Annotated in this window: 21 protein-coding genes, 1 other RNA gene and 3 pseudogenes; 20 read left to right on the top strand and 5 right to left on the bottom strand. The window is 68.7% G+C overall.

Going from position 1 to position 24,656, the window contains the following annotated elements; all coding sequences use genetic code 11:
* Positions 1-64: 64 nt before the first annotated feature.
* The 3 genes from ribH to thiL are packed head-to-tail and all read left to right on the top strand — an operon-like array spanning position 65 to position 1,937.
* Positions 65-532 carry a 6,7-dimethyl-8-ribityllumazine synthase gene (gene ribH, locus LF41_RS10815; RefSeq protein ID WP_036169441.1) on the top strand — a complete coding sequence of 156 codons (468 nt, stop codon included), beginning with the start codon at positions 65-67 and terminating at the stop codon, positions 530-532.
* A complete protein-coding gene (gene nusB / locus LF41_RS10810; RefSeq protein ID WP_036169438.1) occupies positions 529-984 on the top strand; it encodes a transcription antitermination factor NusB in 456 nt (151 codons plus the stop codon). Before ribH ends, nusB begins: the two co-directional genes overlap by 4 nt.
* The gene (gene thiL / locus LF41_RS10805; protein WP_036169437.1) at positions 981-1,937 is read left to right on the top strand and encodes a thiamine-phosphate kinase; all 957 of its coding nucleotides are present in this window, start codon (positions 981-983) and stop codon (positions 1,935-1,937) included. Before nusB ends, thiL begins: the two co-directional genes overlap by 4 nt.
* Before the next feature lie 7 nt (positions 1,938-1,944).
* Here thiL and LF41_RS10800 read toward each other — a convergent pair whose 3' ends face one another.
* The 3 genes and pseudogenes from LF41_RS10800 to LF41_RS10790 form a co-directional block, all read right to left on the bottom strand.
* Positions 1,945-2,757, bottom strand: a complete 813-nt coding sequence (locus LF41_RS10800; protein WP_036169436.1) for an SGNH/GDSL hydrolase family protein — start codon at positions 2,755-2,757, stop codon at positions 1,945-1,947.
* A gap of 74 nt (positions 2,758-2,831) precedes the next feature.
* Positions 2,832-3,224: a YraN family protein gene (locus tag LF41_RS10795; protein ID WP_036169435.1), complete on the bottom strand. Its 393-nt coding sequence runs from the start codon at positions 3,222-3,224 to the stop codon at positions 2,832-2,834.
* A pseudogene (locus LF41_RS10790) lies at positions 3,208-4,476 on the bottom strand (penicillin-binding protein activator); the annotation flags it as partial. The pseudogene LF41_RS10790 and the gene LF41_RS10795, both read right to left, overlap by 17 nt.
* A gap of 234 nt (positions 4,477-4,710) precedes the next feature.
* Between LF41_RS10790 and rsmI the strand changes: the two are divergent.
* Positions 4,711-5,541, top strand: a complete 831-nt coding sequence (gene rsmI, locus LF41_RS10785) for a 16S rRNA (cytidine(1402)-2'-O)-methyltransferase (RefSeq protein ID WP_036169434.1) — start codon at positions 4,711-4,713, stop codon at positions 5,539-5,541.
* Positions 5,542-5,578: 37 nt separating this feature from the next.
* Here rsmI and rnpB read toward each other — a convergent pair.
* An RNA gene (gene rnpB, locus LF41_RS16185) (RNase P RNA component class A) lies at positions 5,579-5,927 on the bottom strand.
* A 287-nt stretch (positions 5,928-6,214) separates the two neighbouring features.
* Between rnpB and mraZ the strand changes: the two genes are divergently transcribed.
* From mraZ to lpxC, 15 genes and pseudogenes are all read left to right on the top strand, one after another.
* Positions 6,215-6,661, top strand: a complete 447-nt coding sequence (mraZ, locus tag LF41_RS10780; RefSeq protein WP_036169432.1) for a division/cell wall cluster transcriptional repressor MraZ — start codon at positions 6,215-6,217, stop codon at positions 6,659-6,661.
* On the top strand, positions 6,658-7,605 hold the full coding sequence (rsmH, locus tag LF41_RS10775; protein ID WP_036169429.1) for a 16S rRNA (cytosine(1402)-N(4))-methyltransferase RsmH: 948 nt from the start codon (positions 6,658-6,660) through the stop codon (positions 7,603-7,605). Before mraZ ends, rsmH begins: the two co-directional genes overlap by 4 nt.
* On the top strand, positions 7,605-7,868 hold the full coding sequence (gene ftsL / locus LF41_RS10770) for a cell division protein FtsL (protein ID WP_036169426.1): 264 nt from the start codon (positions 7,605-7,607) through the stop codon (positions 7,866-7,868). The genes rsmH and ftsL overlap by 1 nt, the downstream gene beginning before the upstream one ends.
* Positions 7,865-9,751, top strand: coding sequence for a peptidoglycan D,D-transpeptidase FtsI family protein (locus LF41_RS10765; protein ID WP_084073550.1), 1,887 nt, complete (start codon positions 7,865-7,867; stop codon positions 9,749-9,751). The genes ftsL and LF41_RS10765 overlap by 4 nt, the downstream gene beginning before the upstream one ends.
* Positions 9,748-11,232: a UDP-N-acetylmuramoyl-L-alanyl-D-glutamate--2,6-diaminopimelate ligase gene (locus LF41_RS10760; protein ID WP_036169423.1), complete on the top strand. Its 1,485-nt coding sequence runs from the start codon at positions 9,748-9,750 to the stop codon at positions 11,230-11,232. Before LF41_RS10765 ends, LF41_RS10760 begins: the two co-directional genes overlap by 4 nt.
* Positions 11,229-12,611, top strand: a complete 1,383-nt coding sequence (locus LF41_RS10755; RefSeq protein WP_036169421.1) for a UDP-N-acetylmuramoyl-tripeptide--D-alanyl-D-alanine ligase — start codon at positions 11,229-11,231, stop codon at positions 12,609-12,611. Before LF41_RS10760 ends, LF41_RS10755 begins: the two co-directional genes overlap by 4 nt.
* The gene (mraY, locus tag LF41_RS10750) at positions 12,601-13,686 is read left to right on the top strand and encodes a phospho-N-acetylmuramoyl-pentapeptide-transferase (RefSeq protein ID WP_036169419.1); all 1,086 of its coding nucleotides are present in this window, start codon (positions 12,601-12,603) and stop codon (positions 13,684-13,686) included. The genes LF41_RS10755 and mraY overlap by 11 nt, the downstream gene beginning before the upstream one ends.
* On the top strand, positions 13,686-14,993 hold the full coding sequence (gene ftsW, locus LF41_RS10745; protein WP_036169416.1) for a putative lipid II flippase FtsW: 1,308 nt from the start codon (positions 13,686-13,688) through the stop codon (positions 14,991-14,993). Before mraY ends, ftsW begins: the two co-directional genes overlap by 1 nt.
* Positions 14,990-16,060 (top strand): annotated as a pseudogene (gene murG / locus LF41_RS10740) (undecaprenyldiphospho-muramoylpentapeptide beta-N-acetylglucosaminyltransferase); the annotation flags it as partial. The gene ftsW and the pseudogene murG, both read left to right, overlap by 4 nt.
* Positions 16,061-16,107: 47 nt before the next feature.
* Positions 16,108-17,541 carry a UDP-N-acetylmuramate--L-alanine ligase gene (gene murC / locus LF41_RS10735; protein ID WP_036169547.1) on the top strand — a complete coding sequence of 478 codons (1,434 nt, stop codon included), beginning with the start codon at positions 16,108-16,110 and terminating at the stop codon, positions 17,539-17,541.
* Positions 17,538-18,527 carry a D-alanine--D-alanine ligase gene (locus LF41_RS10730; RefSeq protein ID WP_036169413.1) on the top strand — a complete coding sequence of 330 codons (990 nt, stop codon included), beginning with the start codon at positions 17,538-17,540 and terminating at the stop codon, positions 18,525-18,527. The genes murC and LF41_RS10730 overlap by 4 nt, the downstream gene beginning before the upstream one ends.
* Positions 18,524-19,207: pseudogene (locus tag LF41_RS10725) on the top strand (cell division protein FtsQ/DivIB); the annotation flags it as partial. The gene LF41_RS10730 and the pseudogene LF41_RS10725, both read left to right, overlap by 4 nt.
* Positions 19,208-19,263: 56 nt before the next feature.
* Positions 19,264-20,499 (top strand): cell division protein FtsA, encoded by a 1,236-nt coding sequence (gene ftsA, locus LF41_RS10720; RefSeq protein WP_036169410.1) that lies wholly within the window; start codon positions 19,264-19,266, stop codon positions 20,497-20,499.
* Between the two features lie 42 nt (positions 20,500-20,541).
* Positions 20,542-21,783 (top strand): cell division protein FtsZ, encoded by a 1,242-nt coding sequence (ftsZ, locus tag LF41_RS10715; protein WP_036169408.1) that lies wholly within the window; start codon positions 20,542-20,544, stop codon positions 21,781-21,783.
* A 286-nt stretch (positions 21,784-22,069) separates the two neighbouring features.
* On the top strand, positions 22,070-22,978 hold the full coding sequence (lpxC, locus tag LF41_RS10710) for a UDP-3-O-acyl-N-acetylglucosamine deacetylase (protein ID WP_036169406.1): 909 nt from the start codon (positions 22,070-22,072) through the stop codon (positions 22,976-22,978).
* Between the two features lie 225 nt (positions 22,979-23,203).
* On the opposite strand, the gene LF41_RS10705 is transcribed toward lpxC, so the two are convergent.
* Positions 23,204-23,665, bottom strand: a complete 462-nt coding sequence (locus tag LF41_RS10705; RefSeq protein WP_036169541.1) for a DciA family protein — start codon at positions 23,663-23,665, stop codon at positions 23,204-23,206.
* Positions 23,666-23,669: 4 nt separating this feature from the next.
* On the opposite strand from LF41_RS10705, the gene LF41_RS10700 reads away from it, so the two are divergent.
* Positions 23,670-24,602 carry a M23 family metallopeptidase gene (locus tag LF41_RS10700; protein WP_036169403.1) on the top strand — a complete coding sequence of 311 codons (933 nt, stop codon included), beginning with the start codon at positions 23,670-23,672 and terminating at the stop codon, positions 24,600-24,602.
* Positions 24,603-24,656 lie beyond the last annotated feature (54 nt).

Raw genomic sequence — 24,656 nt, 5'->3', positions numbered from 1 at the left:
GCGCATGTCGAATGGCCCGCGCGCTAAACTGCGCGCCCCCCGCGGCCCTGCGACCGACCCGTCCATGAAGTTCATCGAAGGCGACCTGCGTGCCGCACCCGGCGCCCGCTTCGCCATCCTCGCCGCCCGCTGGAACCCGCGCGTCACCGACGCGCTGGTCGAAGGCGCGCGCAAGGCCTTCATCGACAACGGCATCGCGGCCGAAGCGCTCGACTTCGTGCGCGTGCCCGGCGCGTGGGAATTGCCGGTCGCCGCCGCGCGCCTGGGCGCCGCCGGCAAGCACGTCGCGATCGTCGCGCTCGGGTGCGTCGTGCGCGGCGACACGCGGCATTACGAACACGTGGCGGATCGTTGCGCCGACGGCCTGATGCGCGTGTCGATCGACTATCGCGTGCCGGTGCTCAACGGCGTGCTGGCGGCCGAACGTTTCGAGGACGCCGAAGCGCGCGCGGGCGGCAGCCACGGCAACAAGGGCGAGGAGGCGGCGCTGGCCGCCATCGAAATGCACAACCTGCTGGAGAAGTTGCCTTGAACCGACGCCGCGACGGCATCGACCCGGTCCACCGTTCGCGCGCACGACGCCGCGCGCTGCAGGCGATCTACGCCTGGCAGATGTCCGGCGGCACGGCGCAGCAGATCATCGCGCAGTTCGCGCACGAGCAGGCGCACGAAATCGCGGACGTCGCGTATTTCGAGGACCTGGTGATCGGCGTGACCAAGCACGTGCGCGAACTGGACGCGGCGTTGCAGGAATTCCTGGATCGCACTGTCGAGGAAGTCGACCCGATCGAACGCGCCGCGATGCGCATCGCCGCGTACGAACTGCGCCATCGACTCGACGTGCCGTACCGCGTCGTGTTGAACGAGGCGATCGACAGCACCAAGCGCTTCGGTTCCGAGCACGGCCACACGTTCGTCAACGGCGTGCTCGACCATGCAGCCGCCGCGTGGCGCACGGCGGAGTTCGACGCCTCGCGCAAGTGAGCGCGCGCGAGTTCGACCTGATCGAACGGATCCGGCGTCGCGCCGCCACCGCGCGCGACGACGTGTTGCTCGGCATCGGCGACGATGCGGCGCTGTTGCAGGTTCCCACCGGCCAGACGCTGGTGGTGGCGACCGACACGCTCAACGCGGGCGTGCATTTTCCTGTCGAAACCGCCGCCTCCGACATCGGGTGGAAGGCGCTCGCGGTGAATCTGTCCGACCTTGCGGCGATGGGCGCGCAGCCTGCGTGGTGCACCTTGTCCCTGTCGTTGCCCGACGGCGATCCGGCGTGGGTCGATGCCTTCCTCGATGGCTTCACGGCATTGGCGGCGATGCACGGCGTCGCGTTGGTCGGCGGCGATACAACGCGCGGGCCGTTGTCGGTGAGCGTCACGGTGCACGGGTTCGTGGATGCAGCGCGCGCATTGCGGCGCGCAGCTGCGCGCGACGGCGACGACGTGTGGGTGAGCGGCACGCTCGGCGATGCGGCCGCTGCGTTGACGCAATGGCGCGCGGGGGCGCTGATCGACTCCTCGTTGCGTGAACGATTGGATCGGCCTGTCCCGCGTGTTGCATTGGGGCGTGCGCTCGCGGGTGTTGCGAATGCGTGCATCGATGTGTCGGATGGGTTGCTCGCGGATCTGACGCATGTGTGCGTCGCAAGCGGCGTCGGTGCGCAGATCGATGTGGACGCGTTGCCGGCATCGGAGGCATTGCGCACCGGCTTCGGTGGCGACGCGCGGCGGCATCTGCAGGCCGCCGGCGGCGATGATTACGAGTTGTGTTTCACGGCGCGTTCCGATGAACGGGATGCGGTGGAAGCGGCTGCATGCGAGGCGGGTGTGGCGGTGACGCGCATCGGGACGGTCGTCGCGGGCGAGGGGGTCGATGTGCGTGGTTCGGATGGCGCGCCGTGGGGCTCGGATTCCGCAGGCTGGCAACACTTCGCCTGACGCACGGTCACTTCGCCGCGTCGATCACCACTGCCATCGCATCGGCCTTCACCACCGTCTTCTTCGGCTGACCTTTCAGCTGTTCCTGCGACTCCATCGGCGTGTCGGCGGTCACCGCCGCATTCGCCGGGAGCAACGCGAAGTCCAGCGTGACGTCCGCAGGTTGTGGCCACGCGCCGACGATCGCTTCGTGCAATTGCGCCGCCATCACCAGCGTGGCGACCAGGCTCGGGTGCACGGTGTCGGGGAATGTGGCCTTGTCGCCGTTGCGATGCGCGAGCGCGCGCAGCGCCTTGCCCGCGGGAATGACTTTCGCATCCGTGCGCGATGCGATCTGTTTCGCCGCGCGGTCGAGTTTGCCCTGCCACGTATCGTCCGGGCCCCACGTCGCGAGCAGGTAGACCGGCGTGCCGACGGCCTTCGCCTTTGCGGCGAACTCGCGGTGCGCACGTTCGCTTGCGCGGCAATCGACGGAACTGCGTTGTTCGCTGTCGACCATGCACGCGAGCACGCCACCGCGTTCCTGCAGCACCAGTGCATCCCAATGTCCGCCGGCGAGCGCGGCGGCGGCCTTTCCGTCGTTCCAGCGATCGGCGAGCGAGCCGCCAGGCTCGACGAAGGTCTGCGTCTCGATCGCCACCGGCGCGGGTTGCGATGCCGCGAGCGCGCGGAACGTCGCGGGCAGATCGTTGACGTAGGTCAGGCTGTTGCCGACGAACAGGACGCGCAGCTTGCGCGGCGCCGCGTCCTGCGCATGTGCGATGCAACTCAAGCCCAGCAGGAGGACGGCGAGGGCGGTGCGAAGTCGAATGAGCGGCATGACCACCTCGCAGGATCGGTGCCTGCATGGCAACCCCGCGCGCGCCCAGCGTCAAGTGCACATCGGCAGTGCGGTCAGCCCCCGGTGGTGAAGGCCGCGCGGAGCCAGCGCAAGTCGGGCGCCTCGGGATCGCCGCTGGCGTCCACGACATCGAAGCGGCACGGACACTGGGCGAGGGCCGGGTTGCGCTTGAGGAACACGTGCGCCGCGCGCACCAGCTTGCGCCGTTTGGCCGCGTCGATGGACGCCGCACCGCCGCCATACCCCGACTGCGCGCGATACCGCACTTCGAAGAACACGACGCTCGCGCCATCGCGCATCACGAGGTCGAGCTCACCGACCCTGCTCAGCGCATTGCGCGCGATCAGCCGAAGGCCATGCGTCTGCAGATGAGCGAGCGCGGCGGCCTCGACGGCGGCGCCGCGCGCGCGGCGATCGATGGGCGGCGCGTCAGCGCGCCGCCGCATCCGCGAGCGGCACCTGCATGCCGCCCCGGAACGTCGACCACGTCGGCGTATGCAGGATGTTGCCGACCGGATCCAGGCGCAGCGTTCCGGTCGCGCCTTGCACCGAACCGTTGGGATCGAGCGCGAGCTTCTCGAGATACGCCGTGATCAGCCATGCGTCGTAACCGAAGGCGAACAGGCGGGCCGCGGGACCGCGCGCCGTCTTCAGTTGCGATGCGACGCTCGCAGCAGACGGCAGACCCGAAACGCCGCGCACCGTCCACGGCTCGGTGGGATACGCGATGCCATCGAGCACCATGTCTTCGGCCGGCTTGCCCGTGCCCGACGCGAGTGCGGACGTCGCGACCAGCGGCTTGCCGGCGAGCCCCGCAGAGGCCAGCAGCGGGGCGATCGTGCGCGCTTCCGACGCGCGCGTGGCGAGGAACACTGCGTCGACCTGGCCGGCCTTCTGCACCGAGGCTTGCAGGCGTGCGAGTAGCGATGCGGCGTCGCCGCCCATGTCGAGCGACTCGACCACCGTGCCGCCGCGTTCGGCCAATGCATCGCGCAGCGCCGAGGCGGCGCGATGCAGGCCTTCGTCGACGCCGGTGATCACCAGCACGCGCACGGCCTTGCGTGCGCGCAGGTATTCGGCGGCGGCGATGCCATCGTCTTCCGGCGACAGCGAGAAGCTGGCATTGCCGGCCGGCGGCGGAACCGACGCGCGATTGAGCGCGAGCATCGGCACCGTGCCCTGCGCGCCGCGGAACACCGCGGAGACTTCCTCGCGACCCAGCGGCCCGACGACGAAGTCGTTGCCCTCCGCGACGGCCTTCGCGTACGCGGCCGCAGCGCCGACCATGGCCGTGTCGTAGAACGTGATTTCGGGGCGGCGACGCGATTCGCCGTAATACCCGGTGAGGAAGCCGTCCCGCACGGGCGCGGCGGCCGGCGCGAGACTGCCCGACAGCGGCAGCAGCACCGCGAGCTTCACCGGCGGGCGATAGCCGTCGCCTTCGGCGGGCGGGCGATTGCCGGCGTCGAATCTCCACGCGCCGCGATCGAACGGGCGCGGCAGCGGCAGGCCACGGCGCTGCAGCGCATGGCCCGCGTATTGATAGAGCGGATCGCCCGCGGGCAACGCAGCCGCGTCGGCGGAGAGGGTGGCGTCGTCCAGGCCGGCCAGCAGCTTGTCGATCGCGCGCGCGTTCGCGGCGCGCTGGTCGGCGGGCAGCGTGGATTCCTTGCTGGCCAGGTCGCGCGCCTGCGCGAACGCGGGCGAATAGGTGTGTCCCGCCGTCGACGGCCCGGTGACCTTCACCGTCGCGCAACCGGCCAGGCCGATGGCGAGCAGGCCCAGCAGCACGGCGCGCAGCCAATTCCTTTGGAAGCAGACACGGGTGGAAGGCATCAGGGTCCTCATCGAGCGCGGGGAAGCGGCTAGGATTCTACCCGCCTGCCCGTCGATGCCACCTTCGACGTGCGTATTTCGCCGAAGGGTTCACCGATGTCCTCCCCAGCTCGACCCGGCACGCTGCACGTGATCGCGACGCCCATCGGGAATCTCGGCGACCTCTCGCCGCGTGCGCTCGACACGCTGCGCGCGGTGTCGGCCATCTGCGCGGAAGACACGCGCCACACGCGGCAGATGCTCGCGCACTACGGGCTCGAACGGCCGCTGGTCGCGTTGCACGAACACAACGAAGAGCAGCTCGCGGAAAAGCTGGTCGCCCGTTTGCAGGCGGGCGAATCGCTCGGCCTGGTGTCGGACGCCGGCACGCCCCTGGTGAGCGACCCGGGCTTTCGCCTCGTGCGCGCGGCCCGCGCGGCGGGCATCGCGGTGAGCCCGGTGCCGGGCGCGTGCGCGTTCGTCGCCGCGCTGAGCGTCGCGGGCCTGCCGAGCGATCGGCTCGTTTTCGAAGGATTCCTGCCGGCGAAAGGCAACGCGCGCCGTGAACGCCTGGCGCCGCTCGCCACGGAAACGCGCACGCTCGCGTTCTACGAATCGGCGCACCGCATCGAGGAAACGCTCGCCGACATGGCGACGATCTTCGGCGGGCAACGCCGCGCGGTGATCGCGCGCGAACTGACGAAGCTCTTCGAAACCGTCCTCGACGGCACGCTCGAAGCACTGCAGGCGCGCGTGGCCGCCGATCCCAACCAGCGCAAGGGCGAGTTCGTCGTCCTCGTGGCGGGGGCCGGCGAAGACGAAGACGCGCGCATCGTCGAAGGCCGCCGCCTGTACGCCAAACTCGGGGAACACCTGCCGCCCTCGACCGCCGCCAAACTCGCCGCCGAACTCAGCGGCGCGCCGCGCAAAGCCCTCTACGGAAGTTGAGCGCGCACCAAAAAGCCCGCGTGAGCGGGCTTTTTAGTGGCGGAGTTGGCCGATAAGCCGGGTTTTGTCTGGGGCAACCATTCCTCTAGGCGTCCTGTCGCCAGTCCGCTCAAGCAGCCTACCCGGACCCGACGCGGGCAACGTCATGAGGTCCCTATTTGGCCTTGCTCCCGGTGGGGTTTGCCGTGCCGGTCCGTTACCGGACTCGCGGTGCGCTCTTACCGCACCATTTCACCCTTGCCTGATCCCCGAAGGGCCATCGGCGGTTTCTTTCTGCTGCACTTTCCGTCGGCTCGCGCCGCCCAGGCATTACCTGGCACCGTGCCCTGTGGAGCCCGGACTTTCCTCGGCGCGCTTGCGCGCGACGCGGTTGCCTGGCCGACTCCGCCGGGCGGGATTGTGGCAGAACCCGCCGGTCGGGGTGAGGAAGGCCGAAGGGGACCGGGAGGGGTCCAATCTCACAATTTGAGACGATTCAAGGCTTAGTGGATAAGTCTTGAACCAGACTCTGAAGTTCGTCGCAAGCCATTGATGGCAAAAGCGAAAACTTGTCCCGAAGCCTGTTGACAACCCTGTGGGCGGGGCCTAACGTGGCGACTCGTGGGAATTCCGGGAAATCCGTGGAGACCCAACTCAACGAGCCCGCGGCAGACGGGCAAAACCGGGCAGGGCGATGTTCCAGGGTGAGACCGCCATCACAATCGACGACAAGGGCCGGCTGGCCATCCCGACCAGCTACCGGGACGTCGTCGCGCGCGAGTGCGGCAACCAGTTGGTGGTCACCTACAACCCGTTCGACGCCGGTTGCCTCTATCTCTACCCGATGCCCGCCTGGGAGCGCGTCCGCGACCAGGTCAACGCCCTCCCGCGCACCAAGAGCGTCAGCCGCAACCTGCAGCTGAAGCTGGTCGGCGCGGCCACCTTCGTCGAGCCCGACGCCAGCGGCCGCATTTCGCTGCCGGCGAGCCATCGCAACGCGACGGGGCTGGAGAAGAAGGCGGTGCTGCTGGGCATGGGCGACAAGTTCGAATTGTGGAGCGAGCAGTCGCACCTGGCGCAGATCCGGCAGACGTTGTCGGACGACGACCTGGGCGACGGGCTGCTCGAACTGCAGTTGTGACCGGCGGTGGCGCGGATGCCCGGTCCGCCCACCTTCCGGTCTTGTTCGCGCAGGTCATGGAAGGCCTGCGTGTGCGGTCGGACGGACGTTACCTGGATGGGACTTTCGGCCGCGGCGGCCACGCCGGCGGCGTGTTGGACCAGTTGGGCGCAGGAGGGCGCTTGCTGCTGATGGACAAGGACCCCGAGGCGATCGCCGAAGCCGGACGCAAGTTCGGTACGGATGCCCGCGTCGCGATCCGCCGCGGCAGCTTCGCCGACCTCGGCACCTGGGACCTCGCGCGCGAAGGCCTCGACGGTGTGTTGTTCGACCTCGGCGTGTCCTCGCCGCAACTGGATGTCGCCGAGCGCGGGTTCTCCTTCGCGAAGGACGGCCCGCTCGACATGCGCATGGATCCCGATTCCGGCGAAAGCGCCGCGCAGTGGCTCGCGCGTGCCGACGACCGCGAGATCGCGGACGTGCTGTTCACTTACGGCGAAGAACGCCAGTCGCGCCGCATCGCGCGTGCCATCGTCGCGCGCCGGGACACCCAGCCGCTCGAACGCACCGCGCAACTGGCCGACCTCATCGCGTCGGTCATGCCGCGCGGCGATTCGAAGATCCATCCGGCCACGCGCTCCTTCCAGGCGATCCGCATCTTCATCAATCGCGAACTGGCCGATCTCGAAACCGGCCTCGACGCCGCGCTCGCCTGCCTCAAGCCCGGCGGACGCCTGGCGGTGATCTCCTTCCACTCGCTGGAAGACCGCATCGTCAAACAATTCATCGCGCGCCACGCGAAGGCCCCGCCGACCAACCGCCGCATGCCGGTCGTTGCGGAATTCGTGCCGACGCTGCGCATGATCGGTGACGCCACCAAAGCCGATCCGGCCGAACTGGCCGCCAATCCGCGCGCACGCAGCGCCGTGCTGCGCGTCGCCGAGAAGATCGGGGAGGCCGCGTGATGCTGCGCACGCTCCTTTTCCTCCTGGTGATGGCGAACATCGCATCGGCGATCGGCGTGGTCTACGCACGCCACGAACACCGCCAGCTGTTCGTCGCCTTCAAGCGCCTGGAGCGCCAGCGCGACGAGCTCAACATCGACTTCGGGCGCCTGCAGCTCGAACAGGCGACGTGGGCCGAAGCCAACCGCATCGACCAGGTCGCGCGCAACAAGCTCGGCATGGTGTTCCCGTCGGCGGATGAAACCGTGGTGGTGCGCCCATGAGGCCGATCCCGCCGAAAAGCGACAAGCGCGGCCCGAACGCCTTCGGCCGCCTGCGCGCGTTGTTCGGCGCACAGCGCCAGAAGCCGCGCGGCCGCGCGCAGTTCAACCTGCGCGGCCGGTTGTCGATCGTCGCCGGCACCTTGGGCCTGTGCTCGGTCGCGTTGCTCGGACGCGCGTTCGACCTGCAGGTCGTGCACAACGATTTCTACCAGGCGCAGGGCGATGCGCGCTTCCTGCGCGAAATCCCGATTGCCACATCGCGCGGCATGATCACCGACCGCAACGGCGAACCGCTCGCGGTGTCCACGCCGGTCGAGTCGATCTGGGCCAACCCGCAGGTGCTGCTGAAGTCGCCGGAACGCATCCCGGAACTCGCGCAGGCCCTCGGCGTGCCGGCCGACCATCTCGCGCGCAAGCTCTCGCAGCGCGCGACGAAGGAATTCGTCTATCTGCAGCGCCGAATGCGCCCGGAAACCGCGCAGGCGATCGTCAAGCTCGGCATCCCCGGCGTGTTCTCGCAGCGCGAGTACCGCCGCTTCTATCCGCAGGGCGATGCCGTCGCGCACGTGCTGGGCTTCACCGACATCGACGACAGCGGCCAGGAAGGCTTGGAGCTGGCGTTTGACGAATGGCTGCGCGGCACGCCCGGTGCTGAAAAGGTGATCCGCGACCGCCGCGGTCGCATCGTGGAAAACGTCGACCTCGTCCGCGCCGCCGTGCCGGGCAAGGACCTCACGCTGTCGATCGACCGCCGCATCCAGTTCCTCGCCTATCGCGAGCTGCGCAACGCGCTGCTCGAAAAGGGCGCGAGCAGCGGTTCGGCCGTCGTGCTGGATGTCACCACCGGCGAAGTGCTCGCGATGGCCAACCTGCCGTCGTTCAATCCCAACGCGGTGGAAGCGGCCAATCGCGACGCGCACCGCAACCGCGCGGTCACCGACCTCATCGAGCCCGGCTCGACGATGAAGCCGATCACCGTCGCCGCCGCGCTCGAAGACCACAAGATCACGCTGGGCACGCGCTTCGACACCAATCCGGGCTGGATCCCGAACGGCCGCTACCGCACCACCGACACGCACAATTACGGTCTGCTCGACACCACCGGCGTGATCACGAAGAGCTCCAACGTCGGCGCGGCGATGATCGTGCACCGGCTGTCGGACCAAACTTTCTACGACTACTTGCGCAAGCTCGGCTATGGCAAGAGCACGCAGAGCGGATTCCCCGGCGAAGCGGCCGGCCTGCTGCCGGCGCCGGATCGCTGGAGCGGCACCAGCAAGCAGACGATGTCGTACGGCTACGGCCTGAGCGTGACCCCGTTGCAGATCGCGCAGGCGTACGCTGCGATCGGCAACGGCGGCAAGCTGGTCGCGCCGACGTTCGTGAAAGGCCAGCGCAACGAGGCCCACCAGGCGATGGATCCGGTGGTCGCCAACGAAGTCCTGCGCATGATGGAAACGGTGACGCTGCCCGGCGGCACCGCGACGCAGGCGCGCGTGCTCGGCTATCGCGTCGCCGGCAAGACCGGCACCGCGCGCAAGGCGAGCGCGGGCGGTTATTCGCGCCGCTACGTCGCGTTCTTCGCGGGCCTGGTGCCGGCGAGCAATCCGCGTTTCTCGATGGTCGTCGTCATCAACGACCCCGCGCCCGAACTCGCGTACGTCGGCGGCCTGGTCTCCGCGCCGGTGTTCCACAACGTGATGGACGGCGCGCTGCGTTTGATGGACGTCGCACCCGACGATCTCGATGCATGGCTCGCCGCGCAGGCCGCTGCGGAAGCCAAGCGCAAGCCGAAGGCGGCGCCGACTGCCGCAGCCGTGACGCCCGCACCCGCGGCGCCCGTCGTGTTGCCGGTCGCGCCCACGCCGGGAGCGCGTCAATGACGCGCGCGATGCGCCTTGCGCAACTGCTGCCGGATGTCGCGGACGTGCCCGCCGACCTCGAAATCACCGGGCTGGTGATGGACAGCCGCGCGGTGAAGCCGGGCGACGCGTTCGTCGCGATCGCGGGGTTCGGTGCGCACGGTCTGCTGTTCGCCGAACAAGCGAAGGCCAGCGGCGCGCGCGCGGTGTTGTTCGAACCCCCGGCGCCGGAAAACGTGCCTGCGCCCGCCGATGCGATTCCCGTGCCTGGATTGCGCGGGCGCTTGGGCGAACTCGCCGATCGCTTCCACGATTTCCCGTCGCACGCGCTCACCACCGTCGGCGTCACCGGCACCAACGGCAAGACCTCCACCGTACAACTGCTCGCGCAGGCGTGGACGCTGCTGGGCACGCGCGCTGCGTCCATCGGCACGCTCGGTGCGGGCCTGTACGGCGATGTCGTGCCGACCGGCTTCACGACGCCGCTCGTATTGCAGGTGCACCAACTCATCGCGCAACTGCGCGACCAGGGTGCGCAGGCCTTGTCGATGGAAGTCAGCTCGCACGCGCTCGACCAGGGACGCGTGGCCGGGGTGCATTTCGACGTCGGCGTGTTCACGAACCTCACGCGAGATCACCTGGACTACCACGGCGACATGGCCAGCTACGGCGCCGCGAAGGCGAAGCTGTTCGGCTGGCCGGATCTGCGCGCGGCGGTGATCAACATCGACGACGACTACGGGCGCGCGATGTTCGATGCGCTGCCGAAGACGGTGCGCCACGTGGGCACCAGCGCGCGCGGCGACCGCGATGCCTTCGTGCGCGCCGAGAACATCACGCTCGACAACCGCGGCGTCGGCTTCGAACTGATCGTCGGCAACGAACGTCTCGCCGTTCGCTCTCCGTTGCTCGGCCGCTTCAACGTCGACAACCTGCTCGCCGTGGCCGGCACGCTGATCGCGCTCGACCATGCGCCTGCGCAAGTCGCCGACGTGCTTTCGCGCCTGCAGCCGATCCACGGCCGCATGAACCGCCTCGGCGGGCAAGGCGATGCGCCGCTGGTGGTCGTCGACTACGCGCACACGCCCGACGCACTCGAACAAGCGCTGACCTCGCTGCGCGCGCACGCCGCGGCAAAGCTGGCCTGCGTCTTCGGCTGCGGCGGCGAACGCGACACGGGCAAGCGCCCGCAGATGGCCGCGATCGCCGAGCGCCTCGCCGACCGCGTGATCGTCACCGACGACAACCCGCGCGGCGAGAACGGCGACACGATCGTCGAAGACATCGTCGCCGGTTTCAGCGACGCCTTAAGGCACGACGCGCGCCTGACCATCGAACGCGACCGCGCGAAAGCCATCGCACGCGCCGTCGGCGAAGCCGGGCCGAACGACATCGTTCTCATCGCCGGCAAGGGCCACGAGCCGTATCAGGAAATCGACGGCGTGCGCCATGCGTTCGACGACACGCTGGTCGCCCGACAGGCTCTGGAGGCGCGCGCATGATCGCCATGTCGCTCTCCCGCATCGCGAACATGACCGGCGGCCGCGTCGTGGGCGAGGACGTCATCGTCGATGTCGTGGGCACCGACACGCGCGCCATGCCGCAGGGCCGCCCGCTGTTCATCGCGTTGAAGGGCGAACGCTTCGACGGCCACGACCACGTCGCGATGGCCGCGCGCAACGGCGCCGTCGCCGCACTGGTTTCGCGCGAGATCGACAGCCCGCTGCCGCAACTGATCGTCGCCGACACCGAGCGCGCGCTGGCCGCCTTCGCCGCCGCCGTGCAGCGCGACCGCAAGACCAAGGTCATCGCCATCACCGGCAGCAACGGCAAGACGAGCGTGAAGACGCTGGTGCTGGCGGTCTTCCGCGCCGCGTTCCCGGAAGCGGGCGCGGTCTACGCGAACCCGGGCAACCGCAACAACGAAATCGGTTTGCCGCTTGCGGTGCTCGACGCGCCGGAAGATGCGCGTTTCGCGGTGTACGAAATGGGCGCCGGCAAGCCGGGCGACATCGCGTACCTCACCGCCATCGCGCGCCCGGACATCAGCGTGGTCAACAACATCGCGCCGGCGCACCTGGAACGCATGGGCAGCCTGCTCGGCGTGGCCGACACCAAGGGCGCGATCTACGATGCGCTGCCGGCCGACGGCGTCGCGGTCATCAACGCCGACGACGCCTTCGCGCCGTATTTCGCCGAACGCGCGCACGGCCGCCGCCTGATCCGTTACGGCCTGGAAGCGACCGCCGACGTCACCGCGCACGCGATCGACCCACTGCCCGAGAGCACGCACTTCACGCTGGTCACGCCGATCGGCGAAGTCGAGGTCGGGTTGTCGATGGCCGGCCGCCACAATGTGTTGAACGCGCTGGCCGCCGCGTCGATCGCGCTCGGCGCGGGCATCGAACCGGACGTCATCGCCGATGGCCTCGCGCACGCGCGCCCCGTCGCCGGCCGCCTGGTCACGCATCGCCTGTCCAGCGGCGCGATCCTGATCGACGACAGCTACAACGCCAATCCCGGTTCGCTCAACGCCGCGATCGACACGCTCGCCGCCAGCGGCGACACCGCGTGGCTCGTGCTCGGCGACATGCGCGAGCTCGGCGCGGACGCAGAACTGCTGCATGCCGAAGCCGGCCGCCGCGCGAAGAGCGCCGGCATCGCGCGCCTGTATGCGCTCGGCCCGCTGAGCAAGCACGCCGTCGATGCGTTCGGCGAAGGCGGGCATCACTTCGAAACGCACGACGCGCTCGCGCAATCGCTGGAACGCGGCTTGCAGGGCGGCGTGCGCGTGCTGGTCAAGGGCTCGCGCGGAAGCGCGATGGACAAGATCGTGTCGGCGCTGCTGCGCGACCAGGGGAACGATCCGCATGCTGCTTGAACTCTTCCGCTGGCTGGAACAACTCCAGAGCCTCTTCGGGCTCTTCGGGTACCTCACGTTCCGGGGCATCCTCAGTGCGCTCACCGCGCTCGCGCTCTCGCTGTGGTGGGGTCCGGCAATCATCCGCCGCCTCGCGCTGCTCAAGGGCGGCCAGCCGATCCGCAAGGACGGCCCGCAGTCGCATTTCTCCAAGGCGGGTACGCCGACGATGGGCGGCGCGCTGATCCTGCTGACGATCGCCGCGTCCGTGTTGCTGTGGGGCGACCTGCGCAACCGCTACGTCTGGCTCGTGCTCGGCGTGATGCTGGCTTTCGGCGCGATCGGCTGGTGGGACGACTGGATCAAGATCGTCAAGCGCGATCCCAACGGGATGAAGTCGCGCTGGAAGTATCTGCTGCAGTCGCTGTTCGGCCTGGGCGCCGGCCTGTTCCTCTGGTACACGGCCGATACGCCGGCGGCGACCACGTTCTACATCCCGTTCTTCAAGACGGTCGCGTTGCCGCTGGCGTCGATCACCTTCGTCGCGCTCGCGTACTTCTGGATCGTCGGATTCTCCAACGCGGTGAACCTCACCGACGGCCTCGACGGCCTGGCGATCATGCCCAGCGTGCTGGTCGCATGCGCGCTCGGCGTGTTCGCCTATGCATCGGGCAACGCGGTGTTCTCCGACTACCTGCAGATCCCGCCGGTGCCCGGCGCCGGTGAACTCGTGATCATCTGCGCGGCGATCGCCGGCGCGGGACTCGGGTTCCTGTGGTTCAACACGTATCCGGCGATGGTCTTCATGGGCGACATCGGCGCGCTCGCGCTCGGTGCGGTGCTCGGTACGGTCGCGGTCATCGTGCGCCAGGAATTGGTGCTGGTGATCATGGGCGGCGTGTTCGTCGTCGAGACGCTCTCGGTGATGATCCAGGTCGCCTCGTTCAAGCTCACGGGCAAGCGGGTCTTCCGCATGGCCCCCATCCACCACCACTTCGAGCTCAAGGGCTGGCCGGAGCCGCGCGTGATCGTGCGCTTCTGGATCATCTCCGTGATCCTCGTGCTGGTGGGGCTCGCCACGTTGAAGGTGCGCTGATGAGCGACGGCACGAGCGCCCGCCACCAGGCCACGCGCCTCGACGCGATCGAGGGGCGCTTCGACCCGTGGCTGATGGGCGCGGCCATCGCGCTCGCGTCGATCGGCGTGATCATGGTCGCTTCGAGTTCCATCGCCATCGGCGAAGGGCTCGACGTGGGCCCGTTCTATTTCCTGATCCGGCACCTGGTCTTCCTCGCCGGTGGTTGCGCGCTCGCGTTCTGGATGATGCGCACCGAGCTCAAGACGATCGAAGCGAAGAACCAGCTGTTGCTGCTGGCGTGCTTTGCGTTGCTGCTCGCGGTGTTCGTGCCCGGCGTCGGCCGCACGGTGAACGGCGCGCGCCGCTGGCTGAACCTGGGCGTGTCCAACTTCCAGGCCGTCGAAGCGGTGAAGCTGCTCTACATCGTGTGGCTGGCCAGCTATCTCGTGCGCTTCCGCGACGAAGTCAACGCAACGTGGAAGGCGATGCTCAAGCCGCTCGGCGTTGCTGTCGCGCTCGTCGGCCTGCTCATCCTGCAGCCCGATTTCGGTTCGCTCTCGCTGATCCTCGCCATCACCGCGGGCATGCTGGTGCTCGGCGGCGTGAACATGCCGCGCATGTTCGGCCCCGTGCTGATCGGCCTGCCGGTGCTCGCCGCCATCGCCATCGCCGAGCCGTATCGCGTGCGCCGCTTCACCTCGTTCATGGATCCGTGGGCCGATCCGTTCGACAGCGGCTACCAGCTGACCAACGCATTGATGGCGGTTGGGCGCGGCGAAGTGTTCGGCGTGGGCCTCGGCGCATCGGTGCAGAAGCTCTCGTACCTGCCCGAAGCGCACACCGACTTCATCATGGCGGTGATCGCAGAAGAGCTCGGATTGGTCGGCGTCTGCCTCGTCATCGGCCTGTATGCGTTGCTCGCAGGGCGCGCGTTCTGGGTGGGCCTGAAGTGCGTCGAGATGCGCCGCCACTTCGCGGGCTACTGCGCGTTCGGCGTCGCGCTGTGGATGAGCCTGCAAAGCTTCGTGTCGATCGGCGTCAACCTCGGCCTGCTGCCGACCAAGGGCCTAACGCTCCCGCTGATCTCGTCGGGCGGTTCGAGCGTGCTGATGACGTGCATGGCGATCGGTCTGCTGCTGCGCGTGTCGTACGAACTCGATCGCGCCGAACGCCAGGTCGCGCGCCTGCGCGGCGAAGCGTTGCAGCCCTCGTCCGGCAACGTGCCTGCGACAACGCAGCCGGTTGCGACGGCAGCGACGGCGAGCGTGCGCGGCACCAGCCGCCTGCGCCAGCGCGTCGAACCCACGCTCGGGAGGACCGCATGACGGCCCCCGCGCGCGTGATGATCCTCGCCGGCGGCACGGGCGGCCATATCTTCCCGGGGCTCGCGGTCGCGCGCGCGTTGCGTGCGCGCGGCGCGGAAGTGACGTGGCTTGGCGCCGACGGCCAGATGGAAACGCGCCTGGTGCCGCAGCACGACGTGCCGCTCGACACCATCGCGGTGAAAGGCCTGCGCGGGAAGGGCATCGCGACGCTGGTCGGCGCGCCCGTGCGCGTGCTGCGTGCCGTGCGCGCGGCCGCCCGCGTGATCGCGCAGCGTCGCCCGCGTGCGGTGATCAGCTTCGGTGGCTATGCGGCGGGGCCGGGCGGCGTCGCCGCGCGCCTGGCCGGCATTCCCCTGCTCGTGCACGAACAGAACCGCGCCCCCGGCTTCACCAATCGCGTGCTCGCGCGCATGGCGCGTCGCGTGCTCACCGGGTTCCCGCAAACCTTCCGCAGCAGCGTGATCGCCGAAGTGGTCGGCAACCCGGTGCGCGAGGAGATCGCGGCCGTGCAGCCGCCGCAGATGCGCATGGCGCGCGGCAACGACCGCATGCGCCTGCTCGTGCTCGGCGGCAGCCAGGGCGCGCGCGCATTGAACCTCTCGGTGCCCAAGGCCTTGCAAGCGATGAACGATCCCACCATCGAAGTGCGCCACCAGTGCGGCGAAAAGTTGCGCGGCGACGCCGAAGCGGCGTACGCGCAGGCCGGCCTGATCGCGAACGTCGAACCCTTCATCGCCGACATGGCCGGCGCGTATGCGTGGGCCGACGTCGTCGTGTGCCGCGCAGGTGCGCTGACGCTCGCCGAGCTGTGCGCCGCGGGCGTGGGCAGCGTGCTCGTGCCCTTCCCGCAGGCGGTGGACGACCACCAGACGCGCAACGCCGAATACCTCGTCGAGCGCAATGCGGCCGTGTTGCTGCCGCAGGACGATGCGCTCGCCGACCAGCTGCGCACCGTGCTGCACGACCTGCGCGCCAACCCCGTCAAGCGCAGCGCGATGGCCGAAGCCGCGCGCGCGATCGCACGACCCGACGCCGCCGCGCGCGTGGCGCAGATCGTGCTCGAGGAAATCGCGCGCTTCGACCGCGCGCACCGGGAGGCCGCATGAAGCCGAACATGCAACGCCGCCTGATGGCGACCGGCGACCTCGCCAAAGCCTATCCGCGCGTGCACTTCATCGGCATCGGCGGCGTGGGCATGAGCGGCATCGCCGAAGTGCTGTGCACGCTCGGCTACCAGGTCTCCGGCTCCGACAACGCGGACAACGCCGTCACGCGCCGCCTGGCGCAACTCGGCGCGAAGGTGCATCGCGGCCACGCCGCGGCGAACGTGCTCGATACCGATTGCGTCGTGGTCTCCAGCGCGATCCGCAAGGACAACCCGGAACTGATGGAAGCGCGCGCGCAGCGCATTCCGATCGTGCCGCGCGCGGAGATGCTCGCCGAGCTCATGCGCTTCCGCCGCGGCATCGCGGTCGCGGGCACGCACGGAAAGACCACGACGACCTCGCTCACCGCCAGCGTCCTGGGCGAGGGCGGCATGGACCCGACGTTCGTCATCGGCGGCAAGCTGCTCGCGGCGGGCGCGAACGCGCGCCTCGGCGGCGGCCAGTGGCTCGTCGCGGAAGCCGACGAAAGCGACGGCTCGTTCCTGCGCCTGAATCCCGCGATCGCGGTCGTCACGAACATCGACGCCGACCATCTCGAGAACTACGGCGGCGACTTCGCGAAAGTCCAGGAAGCCTTCCACGAATTCCTGCATCGCCTGCCGTTCTACGGCTTGGCGGTGTTGTGCATCGATGACCCGGAAGTCGCGACGCTCGCGCAGAGCACGCCGCGCCACGTGATGACCTACGGCTTCGCGCCGGAAGCGGATGTCCGTGCCGAAGACGTCAGCCAGATCGGCCCGGCCATGCACTTCACGCTGCACCTGCCCGACGGCTCGCGCACGCCGGTCGAGCTCGCGTTGCCCGGCCGCCACAACGTGCAGAACGCGCTCGCCGCCGCCGCGATCGGCTGGCAGCTGGGCGTGGCGCCCGAGGCGATCGCCTTCGCGCTGAAGAAATTCGAAGGTATCGGCCGGCGCTTCAACCTGCTCGCGCAACTCAAGACCGCGAAGGGCGCGAGCGTGCAGCTGGTCGACGATTACGGCCATCACCCGAAGGAACTCGAGGCGGTGTTCGCAGCCGCGCGCGGCGGCTGGCCCGACAAGCGCCTGGTCGTCGCGTTCCAGCCGCATCGCTACAGCCGTACGCGCGATCTGTTCGACGAGTTCGCCGCGGTGTTGTCGACGGTCGACGCGCTCGTGCTGACCGAGGTCTATCCCGCGGGCGAAGCGCCCATCGCCGGCGCCGACGCGAAGGCGCTGGCGCGCGCGATCCGCACGCGCGGCCGCGTCGACCCGATCGTCGTCGGTGGCGCGGGCGACCTGTCGCAAGTGTTGCCCGACGTGTTGCACGACGGCGATTTGCTGCTGCTGATGGGTGCCGGCGACATCGGCGCGGCCGCGCAGCAGATCGCCACGCAAGGTTTCGAAGGAGCAGTGAAGTGAACGCCCCCCAATTTCCCCCGCTGCGCGTGACCGACCCGGCCGTGTTCGGCCGCGTCGCCGTGCTGATGGGCGGCACCAGTTCCGAGCGCGAGGTTTCGCTCGATTCCGGCCGCAACGTGCTCGACGCATTGCGTTCGCGCGGCGTCGCCGCCGATGCCGTCGACGGCATCCCGAACCTCATCCGCGAATTGCAGGACAAGCACTTCACGCGTGTGTTCAACATCCTCCACGGCCATGCCGGCGGCGGCGAAGACGGCATCCTGCAAGGCTTGCTCGATGCGTTGAACGTGCCGTACACCGGTTCGGGCGTGCTCGGCTCGGCGCTGAGCATGGACAAGATCCGCACGAAGCAGGTGTGGCTTTCGCTCGGCCTGCCGACCCCGAAATACGTGCAGCTCGGCAAGGGCGCGGACATCCACGCCGCCGCGAAGTCGCTCGGCCTGCCGGTGATCGTGAAGCCCGCCGCCGAAGGCTCCAGCGTCGGCGTCTCGCGCGTCTACGAAGAAAAGGACCTCGACGCCGCGGTCGAACTCGCCAAGCGTTACATCGACGAGGAAGCGCGCGGCGAGTTGCTGATGGAGCAACTGATCGAAGGCGACGAACTCACCGTCGCCGTGCTCGGCGACACCGCGCTGCCGTCGATCCGCATCGTGCCGAAGGGCCAGTGGTACGACTACCACGCCAAGTACGTCGCCGAAGACACGCAGTACCTGTGCCCGGGGCTCGACGGCGAAGCGGAAGACGAAATCCGACGCCTCGCGGTCGCCGCGTTCAAGGCGGTGGACTGCAGCGGCTGGTCGCGCGTGGATGTCATGCGCGATCGCGCCAGCGGCAAGTTCTACCTGCTCGAAGTGAACACCGCGCCGGGCATGACCTCGCATTCGCTGGTGCCGAAGGCCGCGCGCCAGGTCGGCATCGAGTTCGAAGAACTGTGCTGGCGGATCCTCGAAACCTCGCTGGACCGCGACGGAGGTGCGCGCAAGTGAACGCGCTGTTGCGCATCCTCGCGTGGACCCTGGCGGTGGCGCTCGTCGTGCTGCCGGTCGTCGCCCTGCTCAACGGCTGGGTGGCGTCCGAGCGTTGGCCGCTGCGCACGCTGCGCGTGCAGGGTTCGCTCCACAACGTGGATGAAAAGCAACTGCGCGCCACCGTGCTGCCGTATGCGCAACGCGGGTTCTTCGCGGTCGATCTCGAAGCCGCGCAGACCGCCGTCGCGCGCCTGCCGTGGGTCGAGCACGCCGAAGTGCGCAAGCACTGGCCCGACGTGCTGGAAGTGCAGGTCGTCGAACACCGCCCCTTCGCACGCTGGGGCGCCGATCGCCTGCTCAGCGAGCACGGCCGGCTGTTCCCGGTGAAAGGCATCCGCGTGCCGGCGAAACTGCCGCAGCTCGCCGGGCCCGATGCGCGCGTGCAGGACGTCGTCGCGCTCTACAACGAATCGCGCGCGCTGTTCGCCAGCACCGGGCGCGACGTGCGTTCGTTGCGCCTGGATGCGCGCGGCAGCTGGTCGCTCGTGCTGAACGACGGTGCCGAAGTGATCGTCGGCCGCAGCGACGCGCGTCCGCGCCTGGGCCGCTTCGCGCGCCTGCTTCCGCAACTCACCGCGCAGCCGCAGCGCCTGCTGCGACGCGCCGATCTTCGCTACACCAACGGCTTCGCGCTGCAGTGGACCGACATGCCGGCCACCACCGCGACGCCCGCATTGCAATCGCAGGGAAATACATGAACCGCAAGGGCGACAAATCGTTGATCGTCGGACTCGACATCGGCACGTCGAAGGTCACGGCGCTCGTCGGCGAGTACTCGCCGGGCAGCCCGATCGAGGTGATCGGCATCGGCTCGCATGAATCGCGCGGGCTCAAGCGCGGCGTGGTGGTCGACATCGAATCCACCGTGCAGTCGATCCAGCGCGCGGTCGAAGAGGCCGAGCTGATGGCCGGCTGCGAGGTGCGCTCGGTCTACGCCTCGATTTCCGGCAACCACGTGCAGTGCCGCAACTCGCAGGGCATCGCGCCGATCCGCGACGGCGAGGTCACCTACGCCGACCTCGACCGCGTGCTCGAAGCGGCGAAGGCCGTGGCCATTCCCGCCGACCAGCGCATCCTGCACGCGATCCCGCGCGACTACGTGCTCGATGATTCGCAGGAAGGCATCCGCAATCCCGTCGGCATGACCGGCGTGCGTCTGGAAGTGCACGCGCACCTGGTCGTGTGCGCGCAGTCGGCCGCGGCCAACATCAGCAAGTGCGTGCAGCGCTGCGGGTTGCAGGTCGACGACCTGATCCTGGCCTCGCTCGCATCGAGCACCGCGGTGCTCACGCCGGACGAACGCGAACTGGGCGTCGTGCTGGTCGACCTCGGCGCGGGCACCACCGACATCGCGGTGCACGTGCAGGGCGCGATCGCACACAGCGCCTCGCTCCCGATCGCCGGCGACAAGGTCACCGAAGACATCGCGCACATGCTGCGCACGCCGACGCCGGAAGCCGAACAGATCAAGGTGCGTTACGCCTGCGCGCTCGCGCAGCTGGCCACCGCGGAAGAAAGCATCCAGGTGCCGAGCGTCGGCGACCGTCCGCCGCGCCGCCTGCCGCGTCATTCGCTGGCGCAGGCCGTGCAGGCGCGCTACGAGGAAATCTTCGAGATGGTGCAGGCGGAATTGCGCCGTAGCGGTTTCGAACAGCACGTGCGCGCCGGGATGGTGCTCACGGGCGGTGCTTCGAAGATGGAAGGCGTCGTCGAACTCGCCGAGGAAATGTTGCAGATGCCCGTTCGCGTGGGCATCCCGCAGCACGTCACCGGCCTGGGCGAAGTCGTCGGCAATCCCGTGCACGCCACGGGCGTCGGGCTGCTGCTGATGGGCAGCCAGATCGAAAACCCGCGCAGGCCGTCGATCTCGGCGGGCCGCGCAGGCTCGTTCTTCAACAAGTTGAAGAACTGGTATCGCGGAGAGTTCTGAGCAAGGCGGCTGTACACATAACACTTATAAGAGGACACGGACATGGCGCATTTCGAACTGGTTGAAAAGATGGCCCCGAACGCGGTGATCAAGGTCGTCGGCGTCGGCGGCGGCGGCGGCAACGCCGTGGCACACATGGTCAACAGCAGCGTGGACGGCGTGGAATTCATCACCGCCAACACCGACTCGCAGGCGATCAAGAACTGCGGCGCGAAGCTGCAACTCCAACTCGGCTCCAACGTCACCAAGGGGCTCGGCGCCGGCGCGAATCCGGAAGTCGGCCGCCAGGCGGCGCTGGAAGACCGCGAACGCATCATGGACGCGCTGCAGGGCTCGGACATGGTGTTCATCACCGCCGGCATGGGCGGCGGCACCGGCACGGGCGCCGCGCCCGTCGTCGCGCAGCTCGCCAAGGAAATGGGCATCCTCACCGTCGCGGTGGTGACCAAGCCGTTCCCGTTCGAAGGCCGTCGCCGCATGCAGGTGGCGCTCAAGGGCATCGACGAACTCGGCCAGCACTGCGATTCGCTGATCACGATCCCGAACGAAAAGCTGATCACGGTGCTGGGCCGCAACGCCACGATGATCCAGGCCTTCCGCGCGGCGAACGACGTGCTGCTCGGCGCGGTGCAGGGCATCGCCGACCTGATCGTGCGTCCGGGTTTGATCAACGTCGACTTCGCCGACGTGCGCACCGTCATGTCCGAGATGGGCCTGGCGATGATGGGCACGGGTGCGGCGCGCGGCGACGATCGCGCGCAGGCGGCGGCCGAATCGGCGATCCAGAACCCGCTGCTCGACGACGTCAACCTCTCCGGTGCCAACGGCATCCTGGTCAACATCACCGCCGGCCCGGACTTCACGATGGCCGAGTTCGACGAAGTGGGCCGCACGGTGGAGAACTTCGCCTCGGAAGACGCGACCGTCGTCATCGGCACGGTCCTCGATCCGGACATGCAGGACGAAGTGCGCGTCACGGTCGTCGCCACCGGCCTGAACCGCGCGGTGTCTCGCCAGGCGTTGCCCACGCGCGACCACGGCACGGCGTCGTACGGCCGCGAGTCGATGGTGCGTTCGCCGATCAAGCTGGTGCGCAACGCGACGACGGGCCAGCCGGACTTCGACGCGATGGCCAACCTCAACGAGCCGGTCGTGCCGAACTTCGCCAGCACCACGTCCAACAACCTGCGCAGCGGTGGCCGCAGCGAGCCGGCCGCGGCCGACTTCGGCGGCGACAGCAGCTACCTGGACATCCCGGCGTTCCTGCGCCGCCAAGCGGACTGAGCCGTAGAAAACTGCCGAGAGTGCGGGGCTGCGCCAGGCCCCGCACCGTGTCCTTCGGTCGGCCGGGCCCTACCGGCCGACCCGTTTCCGACACGCGGTCGTCGAACCCGGCGCACCCTAGCGGCGTATCCGACAAGGCACGCCCGCGGGACGCTCCGTCCACGCTTTGCCCGAGCGTTCAGGGGCCTGCGTGGTACCCTTTGCGGCCGCTGCGCCAGCTGGCGCAGGTCGTCCTGAATTCCCCCGCCTCGCACAGAGGTCAGAAGAGCCGAATCGCACGCAGACGATGCTGCCCCAACGCACCCTCAAGAACGTGATCCGCGCGACCGGCGTGGGCCTGCACAGCGGAGAGAAGGTCTATCTCACGCTGCGCCCGGCCGCCGTCGACACGGGCATCCGTTTCCGGCGCGTCGATCTGGATCCGGTCGTGGAGATCCCCGCGGACGCGGGCCTCGTCACCGAGACGATGCTGTGCACCGGCCTGTCGTCGAATGGCGGCAAGGTCATGACCATCGAACACCTGATGTCGGCCTTCGCGGGCCTGGGCATCGACAATGCGTATGTCGACCTTTCGGCGCCGGAAGTGCCGATCATGGACGGCTCCGCGGGCCCGTTCGTGTTCCTGCTGCAATCGGCGGGGATTTCCGAGCAATCGGCGCCCAAGCGCTTCATGCGCATCCGCAAGACCGTGGAAGTGCGCGACGGAGACAAGGTCGCGCGTTTCGAACCCTACGACGGCTTCCGCATCGGCTTCACCGTGGTCTTCGACCATCCGGCCATTCCCGCCGCGCAGTCGCGCGCGGAGGTCGACTTCTCCACCACCTCCTACGTCAAGGAAGTGAGCCGCGCGCGCACCTTCGGGTTCATGCGCGACCTGGAGTTCATGCGCGAGCGCAACCTGGGCCTCGGCGGTTCGATGGACAACGCGATCGTGCTGGATGAGTTCCGCGTGCTCAACGACGACGGCCTGCGCTACGCGGACGAATTCGTGCGGCACAAGATCCTCGACGCGGTGGGGGACCTCTACCTTGCCGGCCGGCCGATCATCGGCGCGTTCGAGGGCTTCAAGTCCGGCCACGCGCTCAACAACAAGCTGGTCCGCGCTCTCCTGGCCGATGCCTCGGCCTGGGACGAAGTGACCTTCGACGACCCGGCCGCAGCGCCCGTCGTCTACGGCAACCCCGCCATCGCCTGACCGGCCGTCGGCCCCTCGGGCCATCCTCACGCCGTCCCTCACCCCGATCCGACCGCGTGGTCATCTGCGTGCACGATCTGTGAATCGGATTGGTCGGTTTAACGGGTCCTTAACGAAATCAAAATGATTCGTTAGCGAATCAGGGGCAAAAGGCGGGGTAGCATCCCCTCCGAGCCGAATCGGGCCTCCCGCGCAAACGTACTTGGGAAGGTGGATCGGCCAGAGTCAGGAGTCTTTGGAACCCGTGTTCTTGGGATCCACGAGGGACGCCAGCGCGGCCTGCAACGCTTCTTTTGCAGCCGCCGACATCGGTGTGGCTTTTCGTTCCGTCCGCTCCGGCGGCTGGAATGGGTGGGTCGTCGTTTTGACGACCAACTCGGTCGCATCGAGCCCGAGGGATCGGGCCGCGTCGAGGATGTCTTGTGCGTGCAGGCGCAGTTTGGCCCGCCACACCGGTGCATCCACGACGTAGACGAGCCTGCCGCCGTCGACGTTCGCCACCCTTGCATGGGGGGCGAGTGCAGGGGGCAGGGAAGGGCGCAACCGCTGATCCAGCGCGTCAAGCCATAAGGCACGGCGCAGGGGATCGAAGGCGACGTCCGCGAGCAACGCCTCCATGGGCGCTTGCGGACCCGCGCTTCGATTTGCGCGTGCAGGCTTCGGCTTGCTGGACTTGGGATCCGACATAGACATGAGCTTCAAGATCGTTCTGAACAATCGACATCGCCAGCCGACGGGCCTGGTCGAGCGCATCGCGGACAACGCGCAGCGCCGTCCGGGTGTCGCCGCCGGCATTCTCCTCGCTTCCGGCCTCGTGTTGGGCCTCGGCGCCTCCGTGGGCATCGCGGGCGGCTACAACGCCCACCTGCAGGCCAAGGTCGAGAAGCAGGAAGCCGAACTCGCCTCCACGCGCGCGACGTCGCAGCGCGAGATCAATGCGCTCGCCGCCCGCCTGGGCGAACTCCAGGCGCAGGCCAACCGCCTCAACGCCCTCGGCGAGCGCCTGACGCGCGCCGGCCAGCTGGAAGACGGCGAGTTCGATTTCGAACAACCGGTCCCGACCGGTGGTCCCGGCCCCGTCCGCGACATGCCGCGCGATGAGCTCTCCCGTGAGCTGACCTCGCTCGAGAAGGAATATGCGGCTTCGGGCCAGCAGCTCTCGGTGATGGAAGCGCTGCTGTTCAACCGCGAGCTCGATCGCAACGCGGTCCCCTCGCGCGATCCGATCGCCAACAGCTACATCACCTCCGGCTTCGGCGGCCGCGCCGACCCGATCGTCGGCGGTCACCAGTTCCACAAGGGCATCGATTTCAAGGCGAAGGTCGGCGATCCCGTCCTGGCCGTCGCCGACGGCGTCGTGAGCTTCTCCGGCGTGCGCTCGGGTTACGGCAACGTCGTCGAGATCGACCACGGCAACGGCTACGTCACGCGTTACGCGCACAACTCGCGCCTGCTGGGCCGCGTCGGGGATCTCGTCCGCGCCGGGCAGCAGATCGCGAAGGCCGGCTCCACCGGCCGTTCCACCGGCGCCCACGTGCACTTCGAGGTGTGGGAAAGCGGCCGCGTCGTGAACCCGCGCAAGTTCCTGGGCCAGACCGGCAACCGCGCCGCCACGCGCGGCTGATCACGGGCGGGGAACTCGCAAGCCCAAGCCCGGTCACATGCCGGGCTTGATAGG

The sequence above is a fragment of the Lysobacter dokdonensis DS-58 genome (assembly GCF_000770795.1).
GTDB classification, from domain to species: domain Bacteria; phylum Pseudomonadota; class Gammaproteobacteria; order Xanthomonadales; family Xanthomonadaceae; genus Noviluteimonas; species Noviluteimonas dokdonensis.
Note: the sequence above shows the minus strand (reverse complement) of the source record. Positions and strands in the feature narration are given on the sequence as shown.

What these genes read in the sequence shown, in the direction of transcription:
- ribH (WP_036169441.1), top strand. Translation starts at nt 65, where the DNA reads ATGAAGTTCATCGAAGGCGACCTGCGTGCCGCACCCGGCGCCCGCTTC.
- LF41_RS10800 (WP_036169436.1), bottom strand. Translation starts at nt 2,757, where the DNA reads ATGCCGCTCATTCGACTTCGCACCGCCCTCGCCGTCCTCCTGCTGGGC.
- LF41_RS10795 (WP_036169435.1), bottom strand. Translation starts at nt 3,224, where the DNA reads ATGCGGCGGCGCGCTGACGCGCCGCCCATCGATCGCCGCGCGCGCGGC.
- rsmI (WP_036169434.1), top strand. Translation starts at nt 4,711, where the DNA reads ATGTCCTCCCCAGCTCGACCCGGCACGCTGCACGTGATCGCGACGCCC.
- mraZ (WP_036169432.1), top strand. Translation starts at nt 6,215, where the DNA reads ATGTTCCAGGGTGAGACCGCCATCACAATCGACGACAAGGGCCGGCTG.
- ftsL (WP_036169426.1), top strand. Translation starts at nt 7,605, where the DNA reads ATGCTGCGCACGCTCCTTTTCCTCCTGGTGATGGCGAACATCGCATCG.
- LF41_RS10765 (WP_084073550.1), top strand. Translation starts at nt 7,865, where the DNA reads ATGAGGCCGATCCCGCCGAAAAGCGACAAGCGCGGCCCGAACGCCTTC.
- LF41_RS10760 (WP_036169423.1), top strand. Translation starts at nt 9,748, where the DNA reads ATGACGCGCGCGATGCGCCTTGCGCAACTGCTGCCGGATGTCGCGGAC.
- LF41_RS10755 (WP_036169421.1), top strand. Translation starts at nt 11,229, where the DNA reads ATGATCGCCATGTCGCTCTCCCGCATCGCGAACATGACCGGCGGCCGC.
- mraY (WP_036169419.1), top strand. Translation starts at nt 12,601, where the DNA reads ATGCTGCTTGAACTCTTCCGCTGGCTGGAACAACTCCAGAGCCTCTTC.
- ftsW (WP_036169416.1), top strand. Translation starts at nt 13,686, where the DNA reads ATGAGCGACGGCACGAGCGCCCGCCACCAGGCCACGCGCCTCGACGCG.
- murC (WP_036169547.1), top strand. Translation starts at nt 16,108, where the DNA reads ATGCAACGCCGCCTGATGGCGACCGGCGACCTCGCCAAAGCCTATCCG.
- ftsA (WP_036169410.1), top strand. Translation starts at nt 19,264, where the DNA reads ATGAACCGCAAGGGCGACAAATCGTTGATCGTCGGACTCGACATCGGC.
- ftsZ (WP_036169408.1), top strand. Translation starts at nt 20,542, where the DNA reads ATGGCGCATTTCGAACTGGTTGAAAAGATGGCCCCGAACGCGGTGATC.
- lpxC (WP_036169406.1), top strand. Translation starts at nt 22,070, where the DNA reads ATGCTGCCCCAACGCACCCTCAAGAACGTGATCCGCGCGACCGGCGTG.
- LF41_RS10705 (WP_036169541.1), bottom strand. Translation starts at nt 23,665, where the DNA reads ATGTCGGATCCCAAGTCCAGCAAGCCGAAGCCTGCACGCGCAAATCGA.
- LF41_RS10700 (WP_036169403.1), top strand. Translation starts at nt 23,670, where the DNA reads ATGAGCTTCAAGATCGTTCTGAACAATCGACATCGCCAGCCGACGGGC.